This is a genomic window from Rathayibacter sp. AY1E3 (genome assembly GCF_002932235.1).
Taxonomy (GTDB): Bacteria; Actinomycetota; Actinomycetes; order Actinomycetales; family Microbacteriaceae; genus Rathayibacter.
The window spans coordinates 176,240-201,047 of sequence record NZ_PSVN01000002.1 but is presented as its reverse complement, the minus strand read 5'-3'; the positions used below and the strand labels follow the sequence as shown (position 1 = coordinate 201,047).

Here is a 24,808-nt window from a genome sequence, read left to right as displayed (position 1 = left end):
TGCCGCTCCGGTACGCCCGCTCCGGGGTGTCGCGTACCCGAGCGGCATCTCGCGGAGAGGAGGGCGGAGTCAGGAGGCGGCGAGCTCGCGGGCGCGGGCCAGCGCGGCGTCGGTCGCCCGCGTGAAGAGAGCGGCGAGGTCGGCCTCCTGCAGGACCGCGACGGCCCGCTCGGTGGTGCCCTTCGGGCTCGTGACCCGCCGGCGCAGCTCCGCCGGCTCCTCGCCGGAGTCCGCGAGCAGCTCGGCCGCGCCGCGGAACGTGCCGACCACCATCGTCGACGCCTGCTCCGGGGTGAAGCCCTTCGCGACAGCGGCCGCGATGAGCTCCTCGATCAGCAGGAACACGTAGGCGGGCCCCGAGCCGGAGATCGTCGAGAGCGCGTCGAGCTGCGACTCCGGCACCTCGACCACCTCGCCGACCGTCTCGAACAGGCGGCGCACGAGCGCCAGGTCCTCGTCGCCGGACCGCGTGCCCGCGCTGAGGCCGGTGACGGCGCGGCCCACGACCGCGGGAGTGTTCGGCATCGAGCGGAGCACGGCGACGGACGCGGGCAGGTGCCGCTCGAACGTGGCCGCGGTCACGCCGGCGGCGACGGAGACGACGACCGCGCCCGGCGCGAGCGCGTCGGCGATCTCGTCGAGCAGGTCCGGCACCATGTGCGGCTTGATGGCCACGAGCACGATCTCCGCGCCCTCGACCGCGCGCCGGTTGGCCTCCGGGTCGTCCGCGGTGGCGAAGGCGGTGACCACCGGGTGGCCGTCCCACGCGGCGGCCTTCGCGGAGTCGCGGTTGGTCACCCGCACGCCCCCCTCGACGCGGACGCCGGGAGCCAGCAGGCCCTGGAGGATCGCGCCCCCCATCGAGCCGAGGCCGAGGACGGCGATGGACGGGAGCAGGACGGGCGCATCGGTCACGCCGCTCATCCTACGAAGAGCCCGCGGCAAGGGGGTCCAGGGGCGGTCCGGCGCCTCGTAGGATGGCCCGACCATCCAGCGGCGAGCCCGAGGAGACCACGTGAGCGCATCCGGAGGCGGCACCGCGATCATCGCGGCGCTCGCGGCCAACCTCGGCATCGCCCTGACGAAGTTCGTCGCCTGGTTCTTCTCCGGATCCGCCTCCATGCTCGCCGAGGGCGTGCACTCGCTCGCCGACTCCGGCAATCAGCTGCTCCTGCTGCTCGGCGGCCGCAAGTCGCGGAAGGCCGCCGACGAGGAGCACCCGTTCGGCTACGGACGGGAGCGCTACGTCTACGCCTTCGTGGTGTCGATCATCCTGTTCTCCGTCGGCGGCGTCTTCTCGCTCTACGAGGGCATCGAGAAGATCGCCGAGCCGCACGAGCTCGAGAACGCCTGGCTGCCGATCCTGGTCCTCGTGATCTCGATCTGCCTCGAGGGCTACTCGCTGCGCACCGGAGTGAAGGAGTCGAACCGGGTCCGCGGCTCGCAGTCCTGGTTGCAGTTCATCCGCCGGGCGAAGGCGCCGGAGCTGCCGGTCGTGCTCCTCGAGGACGTCGCCGCGCTCACCGGTCTGACGTTCGCGCTGCTCGGAGTCGGGCTGACCGTGATCACCGGCGACTCGGTCTACGACGCGATCGGAACGATCATGATCGGCACCCTGCTGATCGTGGTGGCGATCGTGCTGGGCGTCGAGACGAAGAGCCTGCTGGTCGGAGAGGGGGCGACTCCCGCCGACGCCGCCTCGATCCGCGCCGCGCTCGAGGCCGGGCGCGACGTCGAGCGCGTCATCCACATGCGCACGCTCTACCTCGGACCGGACGAGATCCTCGTGGCCGCGAAGCTCGCCTTCCCGGCCGCCGAGACCCTCGAGCATGTGGCCGCCGGGATCGACGCCGCGGAGAAGCGGATCCGCGAGGCCGTTCCCGCCGCCACCACGATCTACCTCGAGCCCGACGTCGACCGCGGACGCGCGGGATCGGCGGCGGCCCGTCCGGCCGTGACGGAGGCAGCCGCTGCCGCCGCTCCGCCCGCCGCCTCCCCGCCGGCCGCGCCGCACGGGAGCGCCTGAGATGCGCCGGGCCCTGGCGATCGTCAACGAGCGCGGTGCCGGGCTCGGCGCGCTCGAGCCGATGCTGACCGAGCGGGGGTTCGCCGTCGACGCCGTCGCAGGGACGGACCTCGACGCGATCGACATCCTCGCCCCCGACCTCGTCGTCACGCTCGGCTCCAGCGCCGGCGTCTACGAGACCTCGCGGCACCCCTTCATCAGCCCCGAGATCGCGCTCCTGCAGGACCGGATGCACCACCGCCGTCCCACGCTCGGCGTCTGCTTCGGAGCGCAGCTGATCGCGACCGCCCTGGGCGAGTCCGTCCATCCCGGATCGGCCCGCGAGGTCGGCTTCCGCCCGGTCGTGCTCACGGAGGAGGGCGCCGGCTCCCCGCTCCGGCACCTCGCCGGCGTCCACGTGATGCAGTGGCACGGCGACACCTTCGCGCTGCCCAGCGGAGCGGCGCTGCTGGCGTCGTCGCCGGCGGGCGAGGTGCAGGCGTTCGCCGTGGAGGACTGGCTCCTCGGCGTGCAGTTCCACCCCGAGCTGACCGGCACGATGGCCGCGCAGTGGCTCGAGGGCGACGGGGAGTGGGCAGGAGCGGCGGGCTACGACGCCGCCGTGCTCGCCGACGACGTCGCAGCGGAGCGCTTCGAGCGGATGCACGCGGCGACGCGGCTCGCGCTGACGGAGTGGCTGGGCGCTCCGAGCTGAGGGGTTCGTCGGCGCTCGGCGTCAGCGGCGGTCGGCGAAGAAGTCGAGCAGGAGCCGCGAGCACTCCGCGGTGCGGACCCCGGGGTACACCTCGACCACGTGGTTGTGCCGGCGGTCGCGGAGGAGGTCGTGCACGGATCCGGAGGCGCCCGCCTTCTCGTCCCACGCACCGAAGACGACGCGGTCGATCCGCGCCGCCAGGATCGCTCCGGCGCAGAGCACGCACGGCTCGAGCGTGACCACCAGCGTGCAGCCCTCGAGATGCCAGTCGCCGCGGGCCTCGGCCGCCGCGCGGATCGCGACCACCTCGGCGTGCGCCGTCGGATCCCGCCGCAGCTCGCGCTCGTTGCGCCCGAGCCCGAGCACCGCACCCTCCGAGTCGAGGACCACCGCGCCCACGGGGACGTCGCCCCAGCCCGCGGCCCGCCGCGCCTCGTCGAGCGCCAGGCCCATCCACTCCTCGGAGCGGCGGGGGACGCGGAGATCGCTGTCGCGCATCGCTCCCCCTCCTGCGGCGGCCAGCTGCGACCGGTGGGGCGCCGCTCCGGCCAGTAGATTGAGCTTATGCGCGTCCACGTAGCCGACCACCCGCTGATCACCCACAAGCTCACCGTGCTGCGTGACAAGCGCACCCCCTCCCCCACCTTCCGGCAGCTCGCCGAGGAGCTGATGACGCTCCTCGCCTACGAGGCCACCCGCGGCGTCCGCACCCGCACCGTCACCATCGAGACCCCCGTGACGCAGACCACCGGCCTCGCGCTCAGCGACCCGCAGCCGCTGGTCGTCCCGATCCTCCGGGCCGGCCTCGGGATGCTCGAGGGCATGGTCAAGCTCATCCCGACCGCCGAGGTCGGCTTCCTGGGCATGGCGCGCAACGAGGAGACGCTCGAGCCGACCACGTACGCGGAGCGCCTGCCCGACGACCTGTCGAACCGCCAGTGCTTCGTCCTCGACCCGATGCTCGCGACCGGCGGCTCACTCGTCGCGGCCATCCAGTTCCTCTTCGACCGGGGAGCGGTCGACGTCACCGCCGTCTGCCTGCTCGCCGCCCCCGAGGGCCTGGCCGCCGTCGAGAAGGCCTTCGGCGACCGCGACGTGACCATCGTCCTCGGCTCCCTCGACGAGAAGCTCAACGAGCTCGGCTACATCGTCCCCGGCCTCGGCGACGCGGGCGACCGCCTCTACGGCCTCGCGGGCTGAGCCCGCCGGCCCCCGGACGAGCGGGCCTCGCGTCGCACCCCGGAACAGGGAGCCCCGCTGAGCCGTGCCGGTCGGTCGGCGCAGCGAGGGTCTCGACAGCCCCCACCGCGACCGTCCGGCAAAGCCCGTCCTGCGGATCGAGCAGCCCGCGCAGCGGGCGCATCGAGGTCCCCAATCACGGCGCGCGCCTCCTCCCGAGCACCGGAACCACCCCCGACGCGCCGTCCATCCCCACGGAAGTGTTGACGCACCGCACCGGCCTCCGCTTTACTGACGGACATGACTGACACCCTGCACGCCCTGACCTCCCTCGAGGCCACCGGGAATGTCGGCATGATGATGGCCGGTGGCCCCGTCATGTGCTGTCGAATGTGTGCATGAGGAACTGACCTCGCCGGATCCCCGCACCGCCTCCGCCCGCTGATCGTCACGATCGGCTGAGCGTCCGAGGCGCGGACGATCCCCTGGATGCCCCGCATCCGTCTCTGCCGCCACCGCGCACCGCGGGCCGGCTCGATCGCGCACACCCGGATCCGCTCCCTCGGACACTCGTCCCGGATCCGACCAGCCAAGGACTCGTCATGACCCTCCTCCACACCCGCACCGTCCCCGCCGCCACCTCCACCGAGGCGCCCCGCCTCCAGCCGGTCGCCGACGCCGCGCCCGCAGCACCCCGCCTCCGCGCCGTCCCCCAGGGCACCGAGGCCCGCGGCTTCGCCCTGTACGTCGGCATCGACGAGGCCAAGGCCCGCGCCGCCGGAGTCGACCTCGGCCGCCTGGTCGAGGAGCTCAAGCGCGTCACGGCGCAGCTCGCCCCCGACGCCGAGACCTACGCCTCCGTCGCCCTCGCCCCGCAGGGCGCCGGCGGCCGCGACGTGGACGTGGTCCGCCTCGCGCTGCAGGACCCGGCCGCCGTCGCCAAGCGCCGCTCCGACGCCGAGCCCGACCCCGACCGTGCACCCGGCGGCGTCGTCATCGACATCTCCCGCAAGCGCGTCATCCTCGACGAGGAGACCACCCCCCTCACCTACAAGGAGTTCGAGCTCCTCCAGTACCTCGTGCTCCGCGAGGGCCGCACCATCGAGCGCGCCGAGCTCATCGCCTCGCTCTGGGGCGCCGCGGACGTCGACGCGCCGAACGAGCGCACCATCGACGTCCACGTCCGCCGCCTCCGCGCCAAGCTCGGCCGCTACGAGGAGATCGTGCGCACCGTCCGCGGAGTCGGCTACCGCTTCGACCGCCACGCCGACGTCGCCATCCGCTACGCGTCGACGCCGTCGCCGGATCTGTTCTGAATTGTGAGGAGAGCGCTTGCGCTCTCCTCACCGCGGTCGGCTTCACCGGTGGTCGCGATTCGGAGAGCGGGTCGCGACCGGCTAGCGGGAAACGCTGACACGCGTTTCCCGCGTTCGCCTCGAGGGCGGAACGTCCTCCCGACCTCCGGGGATGTGCGCGTACCGCCCCTACCCTGGAAAGGGCTGCTCGGCGGCCTGCTGTGTGGCCGAGGGCGTGGGGGGCGGGCGCGCCTCGCGGGGCAGGACGACGGGGCCGGGCCGCGTCGGCGGGGGACGCGGGCAGAGGGTGCTCGTCGTGTCCGCGGACGGTCAGGGATGGGCTGCGGTTCGGTGCGAACGTCGGAAGGCAGCAGACGGGGCGTCCTGGGTCAGGAGAGAGTCGTGCGGAGCGCGGGCGGGGCGGGGCGGCTCAGGGAGGATTCAGGAAAGAGAGGGTTGCGTCGTTACCGGGTCGTTATATAGTTCAAGTGCGTCGACCGTTTGCTGTGGCGGGAAGCGCGAGAAGTGATTGCAGGACACTCTTGGTGCAAGGGAATGAAGGCCGGCCGCTCGCCTCAGCGGCCGGCCTTCTGTCGTTCCCCCGGCCACCCTCCTCCGGCTCCCCTCCTCCCAGCACCCCGGCGTAGGCTGTACGGCGTCTGGATGTCAGGGAACCGCTTCCTGAGCGCCGAGAAGGAGGACCAGTGGGGTCGAGAGAGGCCGTCGCCGCCTGGGAGTCGCTCTTCCGCGCCCAGGTCCAGGTGATGCGCACCCTGAGCACCGAGTTCCCCTCGCGGGAGATCTCGATGAACGAGTACGACGTGCTCTTCAACCTCACCCGGCAGCCCGGTCGGCGCGCACGGCTGCGCGACCTGAACCGGCACGTCCTCCTGACGCAGCCCAGCGTCAGCAGGCTGATCGACCGGCTCGCCGCCCGCGGCTGCGTCGAGAAGAGCGAGGATCCGGCGGACGCCCGCGGCACGATCATCGCGATCACCGACGAGGGCTACGCGCTCTTCCGCCGCGTCGCGCTCACCCACATGAGGACCATCTCGGAGCAGGTCGGCGGCGTCCTCGACGAGGACGAGCTGAAGCAGCTGACCGCGCTCTGCGACAAGCTCCGCGACGGCATCGCCTCCTCCTGATCCGTCCCCGCTAGCACGGGCCGCAGCGACCGGCCAGGTCTTCGCCGCGGCGCGGGACTCGCGGATCATGGGGGTCACCATGAGTGACACCTCCCCCACCCTCGTCTGGCTCCGCGACGACCTGCGCCTGGCCGACAACCCCGCTCTGCGCGCTGCGATCGGCCGTGGCGGCCCCGTCGCGGTCTGCTACGTGCTCGACGAGGAGTCGGCGGGCATCCGTCCGCTCGGGGGCGCCTCCCGCTGGTGGCTGCACGGCAGCCTCGCAGCCCTCGCCGCCGACCTGCGCGAGCACGGCGCCCCGCTGATCCTGCGCCGCGGGCCGGCCGAGGCCGTCGTCCTCCAGCTCGCCGAGGAGATCGGCGCCGGAGCCGTGCACTGGAACCGCCGCTACGGGAGGGCCGAGCGCACCGTCGACGCGGCGGTGAAGGAATCGCTCCGCAACGGCGGCCTCGAGGCCGAGAGCCACCAGGGCTCGCTGATGTTCGAGCCGTGGACCGTGCAGACCGGCGCGGGCGGCCCCTACTCCGTCTACACGCCCTTCGCCCGCGCCTGCCGCGCCAAGCCGACGCCGCGCGCGCCGCTCCCCCGCCCCCGCTCGCTCGACGGCGTCACGGGAGAGATCGCCTCCGACTCCCTCGACGACTGGGAGCTGCTGCCCACGCGTCCCGACTGGGCGGGAGGGCTGCGCGAGCGCTGGGTCCCCGGCGAGAAGGCGGCGGCCGACCGGCTGCGCGCGTTCCTCGCGGAGCAGCTCGACGACTACGCCGACGGTCGCGACCGGCCGGCGGAGGACGCCACCTCGAACCTCTCCCCGCACCTGAGGTGGGGCGAGATCAGCCCCTTCCAGGTGTGGCACGCCCTGGAGGAGGCGCACGCGAAGGGCCTGCACCGCGGCGACGGCAGCGACCGGTTCCTCTCCGAGGTGCTCTGGCGCGAGTTCTGCTACCACCTGCTGTTCCACTGGCCGGATCTGGCGACCGCGAACTTCGACACCCGGTTCGACTCCTTCCCGTGGGGACGCCCCGGCCAGGAGGCGATCGACGCCTGGCACCAGGGGCGCACCGGCTACCCCCTGGTGGACGCCGGCATGCGCGAGCTCTGGAGCACCGGCTACATGCACAACCGGGTCCGGATGGTGACCGCGTCGTTCCTGATCAAGAACCTGCTGGTCGACTGGCGGGTGGGCGAGGAGTGGTTCTGGGACACCCTGGTGGACGCGGACCCGGCGAGCAACGCCGCGAACTGGCAGTGGGTCGCGGGCTCGGGAGCCGATGCGTCGCCGTTCTTCCGGGTCTTCAACCCGGTCACGCAGTCGAGGAAGTTCGACCCGGCCGGCGAGTACATCCGCCACAACGTGCCGGAGCTGGACGGAGTCGAGGGCGCCGCCGTGCACGAGCCGTGGACGCTCGAGGACACGCTGACCGGAGGCGCGGACGGCTACCCGGCGCCCCTCGTCGACCTCAAGGAGACGCGGGCGCACGCACTGGACGCCTTCGCGCAGATCAAGAGCGCCCCGCGCGACATCTCGCCGCGGGGCGACGACTGAGCGTCGCCGGCTAGACGCGTCCCGCCGGGCCGGTGGAGCGGCCGGACCCGGCGAGCGGGTCCTCCTCCCCGCCCTGATCGCGCAGATCGCGGGCCGGGATGCCGACGAGCACCGCCCCGTCGGGCGCGTCCTTCACCACGACGGCGTTCGCGCCCACGCTGACGTCCGATCCGAGCACGAGCGGGCCCAGGACGACCGCGCCGGCGCCGACGACCACCCGGTTGCCGAGCGTGGGGTGCCGACGCTCGCGCCGGGCCGACCTCCCGCCCAGCGTGACGGAGTGGTAGAGCATGCAGTCGTCGCCGATCCGCGCGGTCTCGCCGATGACGACGCCCATGCCGTGGTCGATGAACAGGCGTCGGCCGATGGTCGCACCGGGGTGGATCTCCACCCCGGTCGCCGCGCGCGCCGCCTGGCTGAGCAGCCGGGCGGGCAGGCGGAGGCCCCGCCGCCACCAGGCGTGCGCGACGCGGTGCACCCAGACCGCGTGCACTCCCGGGTAGGAGAGGACGACCTCCACCGCGCTCCGGGCGGCGGGGTCGCGCTCCCGGGCGGTGCGGACGTCCTCGCGGAGCAGGGCGAGGAGCCCGGGACGCTCCGGTCCGGACGGGACGCGGCGCTCCGGCCGACCGTCGCGTCCGGAGCGGGGCGTCCCGGCTCGTCTCGAGGGGCTCAGCTGCGGAGGTCCTCGTACAGGACGGTCGAGATGTACCGCTCGCCGAAGTCGCAGACGATGGCGACGATGGTCTTCCCCGCGTTCTCGGGGCGCTTCGCGACCTCGAGCGCGGCCCACATGATCGAGCCGGAGGAGATGCCGCCGAGGATCCCCTCCTGCGCGGCCATCTCGCGGGCCACCCGCACGGAGTCGTCGAGCGTCACGTCGATGATCTCGTCGTAGACCTCGCGGTCGAGGATCGCGGGGACGAAGTTGGCGCCGATGCCCTGGATCTTGTGCGGACCGGCGGTGCCCTGGGTGAGGAGCGGGGAGTCGATCGGCTCCACTCCGATGATCTGCACGCCGGGCTTGCGCTCCTTGAGCACCTGGCCGACTCCGGTGATGGTGCCGCCGGTTCCGATGCCGGCCACGAAGACGTCGACCTCGCCGTCGGTGTCCTCCCAGACCTCCTCCGCGGTGGTGCGGCGGTGCACCTCGGGGTTGGCTGCGTTCTCGAACTGGCGGGCGAGGATCGCGCCGGGGGTCTCGTCGACGATCGCGCGGGCGCGCTCGACCGCTCCGCGCATGCCCTCGCTGCCGGGGGTGAGCACGATCTCGGCTCCGTAGGCGCGGAGGAGGACCCGGCGCTCGACGGACATCGTCTCGGGCATCGTGAGGACGACCTTGTAGCCGCGGGCGGCGCCCACCATCGCGAGCGCGATGCCGGTGTTGCCGCTCGTGCCCTCGACGATCGTCCCGCCGGGGTGCAGCTCGCCGGAGGCCTCGGCCGCGTCGATGATGGCGACGCCGATGCGGTCCTTCACGCTGTTCGCAGGGTTGTAGAACTCGAGCTTGGCGAGGACCGTCGCCTGGTCGGCGCCCTCCAGCCGGTTGATGCGGACGAGGGGGGTCCTGCCGACGAGCTGGGTCACGTCGTCGTGGATGCGTGCCATGGTGTGCGCTTTCTGCCGGGGCCGGCCGCCCGGGGCCCCGGAGCGGTGGGTGGAACGGGTGCTGCAGCGCCCCTCGGAGCGGCGCTCCCTCCACGATACGGATGCATCGACCCGAGGTCAGCACCCCGGACGCGCCCGCTCCTGCGCATCACCCGCCAGCTCCTCATCTCCACCGGGAGGAGGACGCCCCGCGGGCGCACCCGTCACGTACCATGAAGCCGGGGGATCGCGCGACTGCTCGCGAGGCTTCTCGCCACCCTCCCTCAGATCTCCGCGGCCCGGCGCCGCGTCGAAAGGACGACCGCTCCATGGCACTTCCCACTGCATCCCGCCGCTCCGTCCGGCCGCTCGGGATGTCGCTGCGGGCGGTCATGGGGTTCATCGGGATGAGCGCCGTGGCGGGCGTCCTGATCACCGTCGGCGTCACGCCGGCCCTCGCGCTGACGGGCCTGGCGACGAGCAACACGATCGGCATGTTCCAGAACCTGCCGGGCTACCTCGACGTGGGCCAGCTGATGCAGCGCACCAACGTCTACGCGAGCGACGGGACGACCCTCCTCGCCTCCGTCTACGACCAGAACCGCGTCGAGGTCGGCTGGGACGACGTCGCGCAGTCCGCGAAGGACGCCGCCGTCGCCGGCGAGGACCCGCGCTTCTACGAGCACGGCGGCATCGACCTCCAGGGCACGCTCCGGGCGATCGCCGTCACGCTCACGGGCGACGACCTGCAGGGCGGGTCGTCGATCACGCAGCAGTACGTCAAGAACGTCCTGGTGCAGAAGGCGGAGTCGATCACCGACGAGGCTGCGCGCGACAAGGCCTACCAGGAGGCGACGGACCCGACCCCCGAGCGCAAGCTCAAGGAGATGCGCCTCGCGATCGGACTCGAGAAGGAGGCGTCGAAGGACGACATCCTGCTCGGCTACCTCAACATCGCCCTCTTCGGGGGCACCGTCTACGGCATCGAGGCCGCGGCGAACTACTACTACGGCATCCCCGCGAGCCAGCTCTCGACCTCGCAGGCGGCCGCGCTGCTGGCGATCGTGAACAACCCGGCGAAGTTCCGCTTCGACAACCCGGGCGACGAGGCGAACGGCGCCGCCAACGGCTACGCCGCCACCAAGGAGCGCCGCGACTACATCCTGTCGGAGGAGCTCAAGCACGGCCGGATCGACCAGGCCGCGCACGACGCCGCCGTCGCCGAGCCGATCACCCCGAACATCACGGAGCCCTCGACCGGCTGCACCACCGCCGGCAACGCCGCGTACTTCTGCGACTACGTGCTGAACGTCCTCCGCAACGACTCCGTCTTCGGGGCGACCGACGACGAGCGCTACCAGCGCATCCGCCAGGGCGGCTTCGACGTCGTGACGACCCTCGACCTCGACATCCAGCAGGTCTCCCAGGCGGCGCTCAACGCCTACATCCCCTCCGTCGACCCGCGCTTCCAGGTCGGCGCGACGGCCGCCTCCGTCGAGGCGAAGACGGGCCGCGTGCTCTCCATGGTGCAGAACACGCAGTACAGCCAGGACGAGCAGTTCCTCGCCGCGAACCCCGGCTACAGCGCGATCAACCTCAACGTCGACCTCAGCATGGGCGGCGGCTCCGGCGTGCAGACCGGATCGACCTACAAGGTGTTCACGCTGGCGCAGTGGCTGAAGGCGGGGCACACCGTCAACGAGTCGTTCGCCTCCCCCACCTCCGGCTTCAGCTCCTACCCTCAGAAGTGCAACGTCGAGGGCGACGGCGGCTACTACGGCAAGTTCTCGCCTCGCAACGACGACCCGTCGGAGGACGCGAGCTCGATGAGCGCGCTCGGCGCGACCACGAACTCGATCAACACCGGCTTCATGGGAATGGCGCAGCAGCTCGACCTCTGCGACATCCGCACCACCGCCGAGTCGTTCGGGATGCACCGCGCCGACGGCCGCGAGCTCGCCAACGGGCCGGCCTCGGTCCTCGGTACGAACGAGATCGCGCCGCTGACGGTGGCCAACGCCTACGCGGGGATCGCGAACGACGGCACGACCTGCTCGGCGATCGTCATCGACCGGATCACCGACAGCGAGGGCAACGCCGTCGCCGCCCCGGCATCGGCGTGCACGCCCTCCGTGTCGCCCGAGGTCGCCCGAGGGATGCAGTACGCGATGCAGCGGGTGATGACCTCCGGAACGGCCTACGCCTCGAACCCCTTCGACGGGATCGAGCACATCGGCAAGACGGGCACCACCGACGAGGCCGCCGACGTGTGGACGGCGGGCGCCAGCAAGGCCGCCTCCCTGGCGGTCTGGGTCGGCAGCATCAACGGCTTCGCCGACAACACCAAGCAGAACCTGCGCTTCATCAGCCTGACGGGCGAGAAGGGGACCATCCGCGCCTCCAACGCCCGGCACGCCATCTGGAAGCCGATCATGACGGCGCTCGACGAGAAGTACGGCGGCGACGACTTCACGGCACCGCCGGCCTCGATGCTCGCGTACTCGCCGCGATCGGCGGCGAACTCCGAGGTCCCCGACGTCACGGGCGAGACGGTCGAGAGCGCCACGGCGATCCTCACCGCCGCCGGTTTCGTCGTCGGGATGCACGAGTCGGTCGACTCCGCGACGATCCCGGAGGGCTCCGTCGTGTCGACGACGCCGAGCGCGGAGGAGACGGCGGTCGCCGGCGGGGTGATCCCCCTCCAGGTGAGCACGGGCAAGGCTCCGGCCAATCCGAACGACATCTCGGACCTGAACGGCGACCTGATCGAGTAGAGACGTCGCCCGTCCCGTGAAGGGGCCGATCCCTCCGGGGTCGGCCCCTTCTGCTGTCGCAGGCGCCGGGCCTGCGCGGGCGCCGTCGCGCCGACTCCGGGCGGACGGGCGTCCGGCGCGGCCGTGGCGCGCCTCGTCGGGGATGTCGCAGGCCTCGCCTAGGGTGCTGGTGCAGCGAGAGGATCCATCCTGAAGCGACCGAACGTCCCCGTCTTCCAGCCCCGTCGAACCGTCCACGGGGCTCTCGGCGCGCTGTTCGGATTCGTGATCGTCAGCGTCCTGGCGGGTCTGCTCGCCTCGCTCGTGGTCGCCCCCGCCGCCGCGCTCACCGGCGCGGCGACCTCCGGCACCATCTCGGCTTTCCAGTCACTCCCGAGCTACCTCGAGGTCGGGCGCCTGATGCAGAAGAGCGACGTCTACGCGGGCGACCCGGACGATCCGACGCTGCTGGCCTCCTTCTACGACCAGAACCGGATCGAGGTGCCGGCCGACCGGATCGCCGACTCCGTGAAGGACGCGCTCGTCGCGAGCGAGGACCCGCGCTTCTACGACCACGGCGGGATCGACCTGCAGGGCACCCTCCGCGCCATCGCCAGCACCTACCTCCTCGACGGCGACACCCAGGGCGGCTCGTCGATCACGCAGCAGTACGTGAAGAACGTGCTGGTGCAGAAGGCCGAGTCGATCCCGGACGAGGCGGACCGCGACCGCGCGTACGCGGAGGCGACGGCGACCACGGCCGAGCGCAAGCTCAAGGAGATGCGGCTCGCGATCGGGCTCGAGAAGGTGTCCTCGAAGGACGACATCCTGCTCGGCTATCTCAACATCGCCCTGTTCGGAGGCACCGTCTACGGCATCGAGGCGGCGGCGGAGTACTACTACGGCATCCCGGCGGCCGACCTCTCCCTTGCGCAGTCCGCCTCGCTCCTGGCGATCGTGAACAACCCCGAGAAGTTCCGCTTCGACCGGCCGGACGACACGGCCAACGGCGAAGCGACCGGCTACGCGCAGACCCGGGAGCGGCGCGACTACATCCTCGACCGGATGCTAGAGACGGGGAGCATCGACCAGGCCGCGCACGACGCCGCGGCCGCCGAGGCGATCACCCCCGACATCACCCCGCCGTCCACCGGCTGCCAGACGGCCGGCAGCGCGGCCTACTTCTGCGACTACGTGACCCACGTCCTCCGAGACGACCCGGCGCTCGGAGCGACCGACGACGAGCGCTACGCGGCGATCAAGCAGGGCGGGATCAAGGTCTACACGACGATCGATCTCGATCTGCAGAGGACCGCGCAGGAGCTGATGGACGAGCAGGTCCCCTCCTCCGATCCGCGCTTCGACGTCGGGGCGACGGCGGTCGCCGTCCAGAACGGCACCGGGCGCATCCTCACGATGGTGCAGAACAAGCGCTACAGCCAGGACCCGGACGTGATCGCGAGCGGGCCGGAGTTCTCGGCGATCAACCTCAACGTCGACGCGTCCGCGGGCGGCGGCAACGGCTTCCAGACCGGCTCCGCCTACAAGGTGTTCACGCTCGCCGAGTGGCTCGACCGCGGGCACACCCTGCTCGAGCAGTTCGACTCGAAGCAGAAGAACTGGACCGGCTTCGCCGACAGCTGCGAGGGCACCTGGGACTACGACTCCTACAACCCCAAGAACGCCGGCGACGGCGGCTACACCGACACCCAGACGGCGCTGTACTCGACGATCTACTCGCTGAACACGGGCTTCACCGGGATGTCGCACCTGCTCGACCAGTGCGAGATCCGCAAGCAGGCCGAGGCCTTCGGAGTGCACCGCGCGGACGGGACCGCGCTCGTGCAGTCGCCGGGAGCGGTCCTCGGCACCAACGAGATCGCACCGCTCACCATGGCGACCGCCTACTCCGGCATCGCCGAGAACGGCACGACCTGCACCCCCGTCGCGATCACGGCGATCGTCGGAGCCGACGGCCGCGAGATCGAGCCGGTGGAGACGACCTGCAGCCGGGCGGTGTCGTCGAGGGTCGCGTCGGCGATGCAGTACACGATGCTCAAGGTGACCGCCGAGGGCACGGGCGTCGAGGACGATCCGAAGAACGGCATCCAGCACATCACCAAGACGGGCACCACCGACAACTCCGCCGACACCTGGGCCATCGGGGCCTCGACCGAGACCTCCCTCGCGGTCTGGGTCGGCAGCATCTCGGCACGCGCGGACGGGTCGAGGGTGAACCTCGACTCGATCGACTTCGACAGCGGCTGGGCGCCCTCGGCACGCCACCGGATCTGGAAGCCGTTGATGACGGCGATCGACTCCCGCTACGGCGGCTCCGACTTCCCGCAGGCCGATCAGTCGCTCATCGCGGCGCCGCAGGTCACCGTGCCGGACCTGTCCGGCCGGACCAGCGACTCCGCCGCGCAGGCGCTGACCGCAGCAGGGCTCACACCCGGAGCGACGTCGCAGGTCGACTCGACGCAGCCGATGAACACCGTGGCGGGCACCGGTCCGGCCGCGGGCACCCGCGTGGACAAGGGATCGGTGGTGGGCGTGCAGCTGAGCACGGGGAAGGCGCCGCCCGCTCCTGCTCCGGGCGGCTGACACCGCTGGACCGGGATGTCGCCGGTCGGGGAGGATCTGCGACGGGAACGGGTCAGGGGGAACGGGTCAGGGAAGCCGGCTCAGGGCCCGACGGCTCCGGCGGGGAGGAGCCCGAACTCGACGAGCTCGTCGTCGGTGAGCAGCCGGCTGCGGATCATGAAGCGCTTGCCCTCGGGTGCTTCGACGCTGAATCCGCTGCCCCGCCCGTCGACGAGGTCGACGGTGAGGTGGGTGTGCTTCCAGTACTCGAACTGGGAGCGGGACATCCAGAAGTCGATCGGGTCCAGGCCGTCGAGCCGGAGCGATTCGACGAGCACGTCCGAGGCGCCGGTGCGGAACATCCCGGCGGGGAAGCACATCGGGGAGCTGCCGTCGCAGCATCCGCCCGACTGGTGGAACATGAGCGGCCCGTGCAGCGCCGTCATCCGGTGGAGCATGCTTGCCGCCTCCGCAGTGACGTCGACCCTCGTGGAGGTCATGGGTGGTGCTCCTTCGCTCGTGGTGCGGAATGTCTGTGTGCGCCCGACCGCTGACGGCGGACGCTCCTCCGGGCGGCATCTCGATACGCCGCTGCGCGGACTACTCGATCAACATGAGGGGGCGCCCCCTCGTCCGATGCCTCGCCCGAAGGGCCGAGCACCGTTCTCCCGCGCGCCGCCAGGTGCCTCGCCCGAAGGGCCGAGCACCGTTCTCCCGCGCGCCGCCAGGTGCCTCGCCCGCAGGGCCGAGCACCGTCCTTCCACGCGACGTCAGGTGCCTCGCCCGCAGGGCCGAGCACCGAACGGCGGATCCGCGTGCCAGCGGATCCGTCTCGGTGCGAACGCTCCCCGCGCCTCCCCACCCGGCCACATCGGCGAGCCGACCGCGGCACGGGCGACGAGGAACGAGGAGCCCGTGCGAACCAGCTCAGAAGAAGCCCATCGGTCCTTCCGCGTAGGAGACGAGGAGGTTCTTCGTCTGCTGGTAGTGGTCGAGCATCACCTTGTGGTTCTCGCGTCCGATGCCCGACTGCTTGTAGCCGCCGAACGCCGCGTGCGCGGGGTACTGGTGGTAGGTGTTCGACCAGACGCGGCCGGCTTCGATGGCCCGGCCGGCGCGGTAGAGCTGGGCGCCGTTGCGGCTCCACACTCCGGCGCCGAGGCCGTAGAGGGTGTCGTTGGCGATGCCGATCGCGTCGTCGAAGTCGTCGAAGGAGGTGAGGGCGAGGACGGGTCCGAAGATCTCCTCCTGGAAGATGCGCATCGAGTTGCGGCCCTCGAACACGGTCGGGTTGACGTAGTAGCCGCCGCTGAGCTCGCCACCCAGGTCGGCGCGGTCGCCGCCGATGAGCAGCTTCGCTCCCTCCTGCTTGCCGATGTCCATGTAGGAGAGGATCTTCTCGAGCTGGTCGTTCGAGGCCTGGGCGCCGATCATCGTGGCGGTGTCGAGCGGGTTGCCCTGCTTGATCCGCTTGACCCGCTCGAGGCCGTCTCCGACGAAGTCGTCGTAGATCGAGCGCTGCACGAGCGCCCGCGACGGGCAGGTGCAGACCTCGCCCTGGTTGAGGGCGAAGAACGAGAAGCCCTCGAGCGCCTTGTCGTAGAAGGAGTCGCGTTCCGCGGCGACGTCGGCGAAGAACACGTTCGGGCTCTTGCCGCCCAGCTCCAGCGTCACCGGGATGAGGTTCTCGCTGGCGTACTGCATGATCAGGCGGCCGGTGGTCGTCTCGCCGGTGAAGGCGATCTTGCGGATGCGCGGGTGGGAGGCGAGCGGGGCGCCCGCTTCGAACCCGAATCCGTTGACGACGTTGAGCACGCCGGCGGGGATGAGGTCGCCGATCAGGTCGAGCAGCACGTGGATGGACGCCGGCGTCTGCTCGGCCGGCTTCAGCACCACGCAGTTGCCCGCGGCGAGCGCCGGTGCGAGCTTCCACACGGCCATCAGGATCGGGAAGTTCCAGGGGATGATCTGCCCGACCACGCCCAGCGGCTCGTGGAAGTGGTACGCGATCGTGTCGTGGTCGATCTCGGAGACGCCTCCCTCCTGCGCGCGGATCGCTCCGGCGAAGTAGCGGAAGTGGTCGATGGCGAGGGGGATGTCGGCGGCGAGGGTCTCGCGCACGGGCTTGCCGTTCTCCCACGTCTCGGCGACGGCGAGCAGCTCGAGGTTCGCCTCCATGCGGTCGGCGATCTTCAGGAGCATGTTCGAGCGCTCGGCGGGGCTGGTCTTCCCCCAGCTCGCGAACGCTTTCCAGCCCGCCTCGACGGCGCGGTCGACGTCGGCGGCGGTGCCGCGGGCGATCTCGCAGAAGGGCTTCCCGGTGATCGGGGTGATGTTCTCGAAGTACTGGCCGCTCGCGGGGGCGACGTACTCGCCTCCGATGTAGTGGTCGTAGCGCGAGCGGAAGGAGGCGACGGATCCCTCCGTGCCTGGATTCGCGTAGACCGTGGAACCGGGCTCCTGCGGTGCCTGCTCGGCGACCTGGTCGGCGTACAGCGTCATGTGGACCTCCATCGACGTCGTTGTCGTGGGCGCGGGGTGGGCGCCCGGTCCTGACGCTACGTCGCGGGGGGTTGCACGACGTTGCACGGGTCGACGCACCGGCGGGAGCGGCGAGGACGGAGGCCGGACCGGCCGGGCGGAGACGCGGCCGCCCGAGGAGGAGGGCCCCGCGGCCCGGACCTCAGACGCTCGCGAGCAGGCGCTGGGCGATCCGGCTCATGTAGACGCCGTAGGTCACCGTGGCCGCTGCGGCCCCCGCGCCGACCCAGGACCACACCTGCGGCCAGGCGGAGCCGTCGACGAGGACCACGACGACTCCGATCGCTCCGACCAGCGTCGTCCAGGTGGCGAGCCAGAGGTCGAGGGTCCGGCCGAAGATCCTCGCCATCGGGTAGAAGTGCAGGCCCACGATCACGGCGATGGCCGGCACGAGGAACCGCTCGAGCCCGGTGCCGGTGAGGACACCCACCGCGACACCGATCAGCACGCCCTCCGCGGCGAAGACCGCTCCGAACAGCACGCCGTTCGGCTTCGCCGCGTGGTCGGCGTCGGTGAGCTCCACCGCCATCCTCCGCCGGGCGACGAGGAGGCGGACGGCCTGCACGGCGAAGACCACGGCCGCGAGCGCGCAGAGGGTCACGGCGGTCGTCGCCGCAGGTGCAGGCCAGCCGACCGTGGTGTCGCTCGCCCACCACATCGTGAAGACCGCCATCAGGAGCAGGCCCCCCGCGACTCCGCTCGCGAGGGCCCGGGGAGGTGGCGCGAGGGTGCTCATGCGTCGAGGCTAGCGAGGCGGCTCCGCGGCCGGACGGCTCCGGCGGCACTCCCGGGAGCGACCGGAACGGCTCAGCACTGCTCCGCCTCGATCGTCTCGAGGTGCGCGGCGACACCGGCACGCCGGGGCGAGCGGGGCGGGAGGACGCGCAGGAGCTCCCGCCACACCTCCGCGTCGTCGCGGCCGTCAGGGCCCTCCGCCCAGGCGAGGAGGGTCGCGGGCGCCGCATCGGCGAGGACGCTCGCCCGCACCCGCAGGCGCAGCTCGCCGGCGATCGCCCGGATCCCCGGCGCCTCGGACGAGGGCAGCGGCGCGCCCCGGTAGGCGTCCAGGGCGAGGCGGTGGGAGCCGCGGTCGAGCAGGCCCAGCACCTGGCGGGCGTCGAGGTCGACCGGGCTCGCCAGGCGGTAGGGGCGCGAGAGGGGCACCAGGCGCGGGAGGGTCGGCTCGAGCGCGCGGCGCAGCCGCACCATCTCGGCGCGGACGGTGACCACCGCGTCGTCCCGGCCGTGGAGCAGGAGGGCGAGCTGCTCGGCCGAGAGCCCGGCCCGGTGCCAGGCGAGCAGGGTCAGGATCTCGGCGTGCCGGCTGCTGAGCTCGAGCGTCGCTCCGGCGGCCGTCACCAGGCCCGTCTCGCGCCCGAGGACCCGCAGGCTCGGCGCCCGGGCCGCCGCCGTGCTCCGTGCAGCGGGCCGCCGCGGGCGGAGGAGCCGCTGCACCATCAGCTCGCTCTCGGCGGCGGCGGCGGTCGCCTCCATCAGCGGGAGGGTCTGCGGGGCGACGACGTCGGCGCCGCCGGTGATGTCGATCACGCCGAGGATCTCGTGCGTCTCGGGGTCGTGCACGGGGACGGCGGTGCAGCTCCACGGGTGCACGAGTGAGGCGAAGTGCTCGGCGCCGTGGATCTGCACGCCGTGATCGAGCACGAGGGCCGTCCCCGGCGCGGACGTCCCGACGTCGGGCTCGGCCCACGCCGCGCCCTCGACGAACGACATCCCCTCGGCGAGGCTCTTGAGGTGCTGGTCCCCGTCGATCCAGAGCAGCCGCCCGAGCGCGTCGCCCACCGCGACCAGCACGCCGCTGTCCTCGTCGGCGTCCCGCACCAGCAGGCGGCGGATCACCGGGAGGACCGAGGCGAGCGGATGCCCGGTGCGGTACTCGCGGAGGTTGTCGCCCGAGAACGAGAGCGGTGCCGTCAGCCGGTCCGGATCGAGGCGCCGCCGCCGTGCGCGCTCCCACGACTCCTCGACCAGCGCGCGCCGCCGACCGCTGCCAGGGCGGGCCAGCCACGGGTTGGTCATGCGCTCCGCCTCGTCGTCGGGTCGGTGGGACTCGACGCTACTCCGCGGAGCGCGCCGGCGCCTCTCTCCGCGCACCGGAACGGCCGCGCCCCCGCACCGCCAGCAGCAGCACCGCCGCCACCAGCACGGCGACGCCCAGGACGGCTCCCGCGGTCAGGCGCTCCCCCAGCACCGCCACGCCGAGGAGGGTCGCGGTCGCCGGCTCGAGGAGGGTGAGCGTCGAGACGGTCGCCGCGGGAAGCACTCGCAGGCCGCGCGCGAAGAAGGTGTAGGCCACGGCGACCGTCACCACTCCGAGCCAGAGCGCGGCCGGGATCGAGCCGGAGAGCCGCGACGGATCGCCCAGCAGCAGGAACGGGAGCGCGAGCAGCGCCGCGGCTCCGAACTGGGCTCCCATGGCGGCGACGGGGCTGAGCCCGCGCTCGAGCAGCAGCTTGCCGCAGACGGCGTAGAGCGCGTAGGAGGCGCCGGCGCCGGCCGAGGCGGCGAGGCCGGGGAGCGTCACGCCGCCGGATCCGCCGCCGCTGAGGAGCACCACGCCGACCGCGGCGAGCGCGGTCGAGGCGAACCAGCGCGGGCTCGGGGTCGTCCGCAGGACGAGCCACTCCAGCAGGCCGGTGAAGGCGGGAGCGGAGCCGAGGGCGACGATCGTGCCGACCGCGACTCCGTTCTGCGCGGTGCCGGTGAAGAAGGCGGGCTGGTACGCGGCGACGCCGACCGCTCCGAGCACGACGAGCAGCACGACGGCGCGGGTCGGGAGGGAGCGGCTCCGCCGGCGCAGAGCCTCCACGCCGAGGAGAGCGGCCAGCAGGGCGCCGCCGAGGACGATGCGCGCCGCCCCGAGGAGGAGCGGATCCACGCCCGCCGCTCCGAGGGCCTGGGCGGTCCCCGTCGTGCCGAAGCAGACGGCGGCGAGGAGGACGGCGCCGATCGCCGAGGTCCGGGCCCCGCTCATCCCGCCCCGCTCCCCCGGCCGCCTGACGACCGGCTCCCAGTGTCCCAGGGATGGGCGCGTGCTCTTCCGCCTCTCGCACCGGGGGCCCAGGATGGAGGGACCGGACTAGCGGAGGAGCACGACGTGGGCATCGCGGAACCGTTCGACCTCGAGGACCACCACCGCAGCGCGCACGGCGCCCTGCGCGAGCACTTCTCGGTGCGCGAGTTCGAGGAGGTGCCGCTGGACCGCGAGGCCATCGTCGCCACCGCGTACCTGCGGGCGATCGAGCACGCCACCGTGGCCCGGGTGCTCCCCCTCGCGCGCGCCCACCCCGACGAGCAGGTCCGCGCGTTCGCGTCCGTCTGGGCCGCCGAGCGGCACCGGATCGCCGACGCCCTGAGCGACGTGCTCGCGGCCTCGCCGCAGATCCGCGGCATCGACATCCGCCCGCCGGAGCCGACGGTGAGGTCGCGCCCGCTCCTCGACCGCGCCGCGGCCTCCCTCGCCGGCCCCGTCGCGCTGGCCCTCGCGGTGGACGCCCGGGTCGCGGTGCACGGCTACCGCCGGCTCGCCCGGCTCTCGCTGCACCCCGAGATGGAGCGCCTCGCCGAGACGGTCACGGGCATCCTCGAGCGGCAGGCCGACTTCTTCACGGTGCACGCGGCGGGACGCCTCGGACGCCCGCTGCCGCGCCGGGTGCAGGCGGCCGGCCTGCTCGCCGTGCTGCGCCTCCCGATCGGCGAGGCCGACCTGCCGGAGGCTCTCGCCCGCGAGGGTCGGGAGCTCGTCTTCGGCCGGGACGACGGCGGACTCGACGGGATCGACGCGGGCGTCGTCGCGGCGTTCGCGCTGCCCTGCACGGCGGCCCGGCGGCTCGTGCACCCGTACCGGCCGGTGTCGATCCGTGCCGCGCACCGCCTCGGACGGCTCGCCGCCGACACCCGCGCCGCCGTCACGACCCTGCTGGAGCAGGTGCGCGAGTAGCGGCGGCGCTCAGCCCAGCAGCTCGCGCACGTCCTCGGCGGTGATCCCGCCGGTGGCCGCCGCGCCGTCGTCCGACATGACCGCGGCGAAGAGCGCGGCCTTCGCCTCCTTGAGGGCCATCACCTTCTCCTCGATCGTGTCCTTCGCGACCAGGCGGTAGACCATGACCGAGCGGGTCTGGCCGATGCGGTGCGCGCGGTCGACCGCCTGCGACTCGGTGGCGGGGTTCCACCACGGGTCGAGCAGGATGCAGTAGTCGGCCTCGGTGAGGTTGAGCCCGAAGCCGCCGGCCTTGAGCGAGATCAGGAACACGCCCGCCGCGCCCGAGCGGAACCGCTCGATGACCTCGTCGCGCTTCTTCGTCGCTCCGTCGAGGTAGGCGTACTCGATGCCCGCCGCGTCCAGCCGGCCGCGGACCCGGCCGAGGAACCGCGTGAACTGGCTGAACACCAGCACGCGGTGCCCCTCGCCGAGGGCGTCGCCCAGCAGCTCGTCGAGCAGGTCGAGCTTGGTCGAGGGCACGCTCTCGTGCGCCTCGTCGACCAGTGCCGCGTCGAGCGCGACCTGGCGCAGCACGGTCAGCGCGCGGAAGATCGCGAAGCGGTTCTTCTCGAAGTCGCCGATCAGGCCCAGCACGCGCTGCCGCTCCCGCGCCAGGTACGTGTCGTAGACCTTCCGCTGCTTCGGGCCGAGCTCGACCTCGAGGGTCTGCTCCTGCTTGGGCGGCAGCTCCTTGGCGACGAGCTCCTTGGTGCGCCGCAGCATCAGCGGGCGGATGCGCCGCCGCAGCTGCGAGAGCTTCTCGCTGTCGGCCTCGCGCTCGATCGGCTTCTGGTAGAACTCGACGAACCCGGCGGGCGAGGGGAACAGGCCCGGAGCGACGATCGACAGCAGCGACCAGAGCTCCATCACGTTGTTCTCCATCGGCGTTCCCGTGATGGCGAGCTTGAAGGGCACGTCGAGCCGGCGCGCGAGCTGGTGCGTCGCCGACTGGCGGTTCTTGACGAACTGCGCCTCGTCGAGGAGGAGCCCCGACCACTGGATTCCCGAGTACGACTCGTAGTCGAGCCGGAACAGGGCGTAGGAGGTGACGACCAGCTCGGCCTCGCCGATGACGCTGGAGAGCGCCTTCCGCTTCTTCTTCGACGTCTCGTCGATCCCGACGACGCGGAGGTCCGGAGCGAAGCGCTTGGCCTCGCCGACCCAGTTGGGCACCACGCTGGTGGGCGCGACGACGAGGAACGGGCGCGGCGAGGTGCCCGCCTCCGCGGCCGCGGCGCGCTGCTCCTGCATCACCCGGGTGACCAGGGCGAGGGACTGCACGGTCTTGCCCAGGCCCATGTCGTCGGCGAGCACGCCGCCGAGCTGGTTGTCGTAGAGGAACGAGAGCCAGTCGTAGCCGAGCTGCTGGTAGGGCCGCAGCTCCACGGCGAAGCCCTCGGGCAGGACCCGCGACTCCAGCGCACCGGTCGCGGTGAAGCCGGAGAGCCCCTCCACGGAGCGGCGCCACGCGGCGGCCTGGGCCTCCACGACGCCCAGCTCGACCAGCTCGTCCCAGAGGGAGGACTGGAACCGGCTGATCCGCAGGGTCTCGCCGGGGTCGTCCGAGAGCTCGCGGGCCTCGGCGATCAGCTCGCGGAGGCGGCCGAACCGCTCGTCGTCGAGGGCGAAGTAGACGCCGCTGGGCAGCACCATGTACTCGTCGCCGCGGGCGAGCGCGAGGAAGATCTCGGCCAGCGGGACCGCCTCGTCGTTGACGGTGACGGAGATCTCGAGGTTGAACCAGTCGCGGCTGTCAGGCTGGGCGACGGTCTGCACGGCGACCACGGGCGCGGTCTGCGCCTCGCGGTACTCGACGCGCTCGCCGATCTCCTCGATCTCGACGGTGCCGAGCTCGCGGAGCCGCTCGACCTCGCCGGTGAGGAAGCCGACGGTCTGCATGCCGCGCAGGTCGAAGGTGGGGCGCAGGCGCCTGCTCGACGGGGACACCAGGGCAGGCGTCGACTCCGGGTCGAGACCCGCTCCCACGAGGGAGTCGAGGATCCGCTGCTCGGCCTCGGGGTCGCGGTAGCCCGCGTCCTCGCCGACCCGCAGCGGGAGCCGCTCGGCGTCCACGCCGCCGCGCGCTCCCTCCACTCCGTAGCGCCACCACCACGAGCCGCGCAGGCCCGCGCCGTCGGTGTGCTCGAGGGTGAGGCCGAGGCGCGGCTCGGGCACCGCGGGCGCCTCGAAGGAGCCGTCGCGGGAGACGATGTCGAACAGCCGGTGCAGCCGCTGGTAGTGCTCGGTGAGGAACGCCGACTCCTCGGCCACCGGGATGCGGATGGCCTCGCGGCTCCAGAGGAACGTGCGCGCGGAGGACAGCAGCGGCGCGGCGAACGGGATGAGCGTGACCGGGCGGGCGCGCATCTCGTCGCCGCCCTCCCACGTGTAGAGGCCGACGGCCGGGTCGCCGATGAAGCCGAACTCCTCGGGCGCCGGGTGGTCGCCGATCGCGACGAGCGAGCGCAGCTCGAGGCCGGCGGCGGTGCGCGTGACGTCGATGGAGGCGGTGGCCGTCGTGTCGAGGATCTTCAGCGGCGTCTGGTCGCGGTCGCCCATCACCAGGCCGATGCCCGCGCGGACGGCGCCGTGAAGTGCCGCCCAGATCGCCTCGCTCCGGCACTGGTCGAGGTAGAGCCAGGTGTCGGGCGAGTAGTAGCTGGAGGCGCTGTGCCCGGAGAGCAGGCCCTGCATCTCGCGGATCACGTCGATCTGGCGCTCGTCGTAGTCGTGGCTGTAGTGCAGGTAGCCGAGGTCGCGCCAGCTGGTGCCGGTGCGGACCCAACGATCGCGGTCGCCCATCCGCACCGGGCGCACGCCCAGGCGCGGGCGCGGCTCGGGCGGCGGCCGGTAGGAGTTGTAGCGGCCGGGCGGGCGACGCACGGGCTCGCCGGGCAGCAGCTCGAACTGCAGGCCGAGCGGGATGCCGGTGTGCGAGCGCTCCGCGCCGGCGAGGAGTGGGGCGAGCGCGCTGCGCCACTCCGGGACGGCGTCGACAGCGGCCTCGCCCGGGAAGGGACCGGCCACTCCGCCCTCGCGCTCGCGGCGCAGGGCCTCGATCAGGACGGCGGCGACGTGCTTGCACTCGTGCTTGACCGGGCAGCTGCAGGCGCCGCCGAGGAGGGTCCAGTGCTCGCCCTCGTCGCGGAGCTGCACGCTCACGGCGTACGGCGAGCGCCCGGATCCGCGGACCTGGCCGAAGAGGCGGGTGCGGCCGCCGAACCACTGCAGCTCGCGCACGCGGCCCTCGTCCGCGTACGCGGTGCCCTTCTCAACGGCGGCGGTTCCGACGAGGGCGCGGATGTCCTGCTCGGAGAAGGGCTCGTGGCCGGCGGTCACCGGCCCGGGTGCGGCCGACGGCAGCACCTCACCGGGGGGACTCTGGCGGGCCATGGACCTCACGCTCTCCGCGCTCGAACGAGCGCATCCGTCTATTCAACCCGATTCCGGAGGCGCTGC

At 72.5% G+C, this 24,808-nt stretch carries 19 protein-coding genes; 9 read left to right on the top strand and 10 right to left on the bottom strand.

The window, feature by feature from the left end; translation table 11 throughout:
- Positions 1 to 69: 69 nt before the first annotated feature.
- Positions 70 to 924, bottom strand: coding sequence for a pyrroline-5-carboxylate reductase (gene proC, locus C5C53_RS02415; RefSeq protein ID WP_104266724.1), 855 nt, complete (start codon positions 922 to 924; stop codon positions 70 to 72).
- 91 nt (positions 925 to 1,015) lie between these two features.
- Between proC and C5C53_RS02410 the strand changes: the two genes are divergently transcribed.
- On the top strand, positions 1,016 to 2,026 hold the full coding sequence (locus tag C5C53_RS02410; RefSeq protein ID WP_104266723.1) for a cation diffusion facilitator family transporter: 1,011 nt from the start codon (positions 1,016 to 1,018) through the stop codon (positions 2,024 to 2,026).
- Position 2,027: 1 nt separating this feature from the next.
- A complete protein-coding gene (locus C5C53_RS02405; protein WP_104266722.1) occupies positions 2,028 to 2,720 on the top strand; it encodes a gamma-glutamyl-gamma-aminobutyrate hydrolase family protein in 693 nt (230 codons plus the stop codon).
- Positions 2,721 to 2,741: 21 nt separating this feature from the next.
- Here C5C53_RS02405 and C5C53_RS02400 read toward each other — a convergent pair whose 3' ends face one another.
- Positions 2,742 to 3,218 (bottom strand): nucleoside deaminase, encoded by a 477-nt coding sequence (locus C5C53_RS02400; protein WP_219813803.1) that lies wholly within the window; start codon positions 3,216 to 3,218, stop codon positions 2,742 to 2,744.
- Between the two features lie 66 nt (positions 3,219 to 3,284).
- Here C5C53_RS02400 and upp point away from each other — a divergent pair, with 66 nt between their 5' ends.
- From upp to C5C53_RS02380, 4 genes are all read left to right on the top strand, one after another.
- Positions 3,285 to 3,920 (top strand): uracil phosphoribosyltransferase, encoded by a 636-nt coding sequence (gene upp / locus C5C53_RS02395; protein ID WP_104224850.1) that lies wholly within the window; start codon positions 3,285 to 3,287, stop codon positions 3,918 to 3,920.
- Between the two features lie 581 nt (positions 3,921 to 4,501).
- Positions 4,502 to 5,215: a winged helix-turn-helix domain-containing protein gene (locus C5C53_RS02390; protein ID WP_104266721.1), complete on the top strand. Its 714-nt coding sequence runs from the start codon at positions 4,502 to 4,504 to the stop codon at positions 5,213 to 5,215.
- Between the two features lie 743 nt (positions 5,216 to 5,958).
- A complete protein-coding gene (locus C5C53_RS02385) occupies positions 5,959 to 6,339 on the top strand; it encodes a MarR family winged helix-turn-helix transcriptional regulator (protein WP_104247054.1) in 381 nt (126 codons plus the stop codon).
- Between the two features lie 79 nt (positions 6,340 to 6,418).
- Entirely contained in the window at positions 6,419 to 7,885 is a 1,467-nt protein-coding gene (locus C5C53_RS02380) for a deoxyribodipyrimidine photo-lyase (protein WP_104266779.1), read from the top strand.
- Positions 7,886 to 7,895: 10 nt separating this feature from the next.
- On the opposite strand, the gene epsC is transcribed toward C5C53_RS02380, so the two are convergent.
- The gene (gene epsC, locus C5C53_RS02375) at positions 7,896 to 8,462 is read right to left on the bottom strand and encodes a serine O-acetyltransferase EpsC (RefSeq protein WP_104266778.1); all 567 of its coding nucleotides are present in this window, start codon (positions 8,460 to 8,462) and stop codon (positions 7,896 to 7,898) included.
- A gap of 95 nt (positions 8,463 to 8,557) precedes the next feature.
- A complete protein-coding gene (cysK, locus tag C5C53_RS02370) occupies positions 8,558 to 9,493 on the bottom strand; it encodes a cysteine synthase A (RefSeq protein ID WP_104237779.1) in 936 nt (311 codons plus the stop codon).
- 308 nt (positions 9,494 to 9,801) lie between these two features.
- Here cysK and C5C53_RS02365 point away from each other — a divergent pair, with 308 nt between their 5' ends.
- Both C5C53_RS02365 and C5C53_RS02360 read left to right on the top strand, forming a co-directional pair.
- Positions 9,802 to 12,246, top strand: a complete 2,445-nt coding sequence (locus tag C5C53_RS02365; protein WP_159939720.1) for a penicillin-binding protein — start codon at positions 9,802 to 9,804, stop codon at positions 12,244 to 12,246.
- Between the two features lie 264 nt (positions 12,247 to 12,510).
- Positions 12,511 to 14,829, top strand: coding sequence for a transglycosylase domain-containing protein (locus C5C53_RS02360; protein WP_104266719.1), 2,319 nt, complete (start codon positions 12,511 to 12,513; stop codon positions 14,827 to 14,829).
- Between the two features lie 80 nt (positions 14,830 to 14,909).
- Here the strand turns inward: C5C53_RS02360 and C5C53_RS02355 are convergent, their stop codons facing one another.
- The 5 genes from C5C53_RS02355 to C5C53_RS02335 all read right to left on the bottom strand — a co-directional run bounded on the left by C5C53_RS02355 (position 14,910) and on the right by C5C53_RS02335 (position 20,341).
- Positions 14,910 to 15,308, bottom strand: coding sequence for a DUF779 domain-containing protein (locus C5C53_RS02355; protein WP_104224194.1), 399 nt, complete (start codon positions 15,306 to 15,308; stop codon positions 14,910 to 14,912).
- A gap of 427 nt (positions 15,309 to 15,735) precedes the next feature.
- Positions 15,736 to 17,310 (bottom strand): aldehyde dehydrogenase family protein, encoded by a 1,575-nt coding sequence (locus C5C53_RS02350; protein WP_104233506.1) that lies wholly within the window; start codon positions 17,308 to 17,310, stop codon positions 15,736 to 15,738.
- A 181-nt stretch (positions 17,311 to 17,491) separates the two neighbouring features.
- A complete protein-coding gene (locus tag C5C53_RS02345; protein ID WP_104266718.1) occupies positions 17,492 to 18,085 on the bottom strand; it encodes a hypothetical protein in 594 nt (197 codons plus the stop codon).
- 71 nt (positions 18,086 to 18,156) lie between these two features.
- Positions 18,157 to 19,386, bottom strand: a complete 1,230-nt coding sequence (locus C5C53_RS02340; RefSeq protein WP_104266717.1) for a GAF domain-containing protein — start codon at positions 19,384 to 19,386, stop codon at positions 18,157 to 18,159.
- Positions 19,387 to 19,423: 37 nt separating this feature from the next.
- The gene (locus tag C5C53_RS02335) at positions 19,424 to 20,341 is read right to left on the bottom strand and encodes a DMT family transporter (RefSeq protein WP_104266716.1); all 918 of its coding nucleotides are present in this window, start codon (positions 20,339 to 20,341) and stop codon (positions 19,424 to 19,426) included.
- 123 nt (positions 20,342 to 20,464) lie between these two features.
- Between C5C53_RS02335 and C5C53_RS02330 the strand changes: the two genes are divergently transcribed.
- A complete protein-coding gene (locus C5C53_RS02330; RefSeq protein ID WP_104266715.1) occupies positions 20,465 to 21,307 on the top strand; it encodes a hypothetical protein in 843 nt (280 codons plus the stop codon).
- A gap of 9 nt (positions 21,308 to 21,316) precedes the next feature.
- Here the strand turns inward: C5C53_RS02330 and C5C53_RS02325 are convergent, their stop codons facing one another.
- Complete coding sequence (locus tag C5C53_RS02325) at positions 21,317 to 24,742, bottom strand: DEAD/DEAH box helicase (RefSeq protein WP_104224188.1); 3,426 nt, start codon at positions 24,740 to 24,742, stop codon at positions 21,317 to 21,319.
- Between the last annotated feature and the right edge of the window lie 66 nt (positions 24,743 to 24,808).

Coding starts and splice junctions, on each gene's coding strand:
- cysK (WP_104237779.1), bottom strand. CDS start 9,493: ATGGCACGCATCCACGACGACGTGACCCAGCTCGTCGGCAGGACCCCC.
- C5C53_RS02345 (WP_104266718.1), bottom strand. CDS start 18,085: ATGAGCACCCTCGCGCCACCTCCCCGGGCCCTCGCGAGCGGAGTCGCG.
- C5C53_RS02385 (WP_104247054.1), top strand. CDS start 5,959: ATGCGCACCCTGAGCACCGAGTTCCCCTCGCGGGAGATCTCGATGAAC.
- C5C53_RS02350 (WP_104233506.1), bottom strand. CDS start 17,310: ATGACGCTGTACGCCGACCAGGTCGCCGAGCAGGCACCGCAGGAGCCC.
- C5C53_RS02335 (WP_104266716.1), bottom strand. CDS start 20,341: ATGAGCGGGGCCCGGACCTCGGCGATCGGCGCCGTCCTCCTCGCCGCC.
- C5C53_RS02365 (WP_159939720.1), top strand. CDS start 9,802: ATGGCACTTCCCACTGCATCCCGCCGCTCCGTCCGGCCGCTCGGGATG.
- C5C53_RS02380 (WP_104266779.1), top strand. CDS start 6,419: ATGAGTGACACCTCCCCCACCCTCGTCTGGCTCCGCGACGACCTGCGC.
- C5C53_RS02355 (WP_104224194.1), bottom strand. CDS start 15,308: ATGACCTCCACGAGGGTCGACGTCACTGCGGAGGCGGCAAGCATGCTC.
- C5C53_RS02405 (WP_104266722.1), top strand. CDS start 2,028: ATGCGCCGGGCCCTGGCGATCGTCAACGAGCGCGGTGCCGGGCTCGGC.
- C5C53_RS02325 (WP_104224188.1), bottom strand. CDS start 24,742: ATGGCCCGCCAGAGTCCCCCCGGTGAGGTGCTGCCGTCGGCCGCACCC.
- upp (WP_104224850.1), top strand. CDS start 3,285: ATGCGCGTCCACGTAGCCGACCACCCGCTGATCACCCACAAGCTCACC.
- C5C53_RS02340 (WP_104266717.1), bottom strand. CDS start 19,386: ATGACCAACCCGTGGCTGGCCCGCCCTGGCAGCGGTCGGCGGCGCGCG.
- C5C53_RS02390 (WP_104266721.1), top strand. CDS start 4,502: ATGACCCTCCTCCACACCCGCACCGTCCCCGCCGCCACCTCCACCGAG.
- C5C53_RS02400 (WP_219813803.1), bottom strand. CDS start 3,218: ATGCGCGACAGCGATCTCCGCGTCCCCCGCCGCTCCGAGGAGTGGATG.
- proC (WP_104266724.1), bottom strand. CDS start 924: ATGAGCGGCGTGACCGATGCGCCCGTCCTGCTCCCGTCCATCGCCGTC.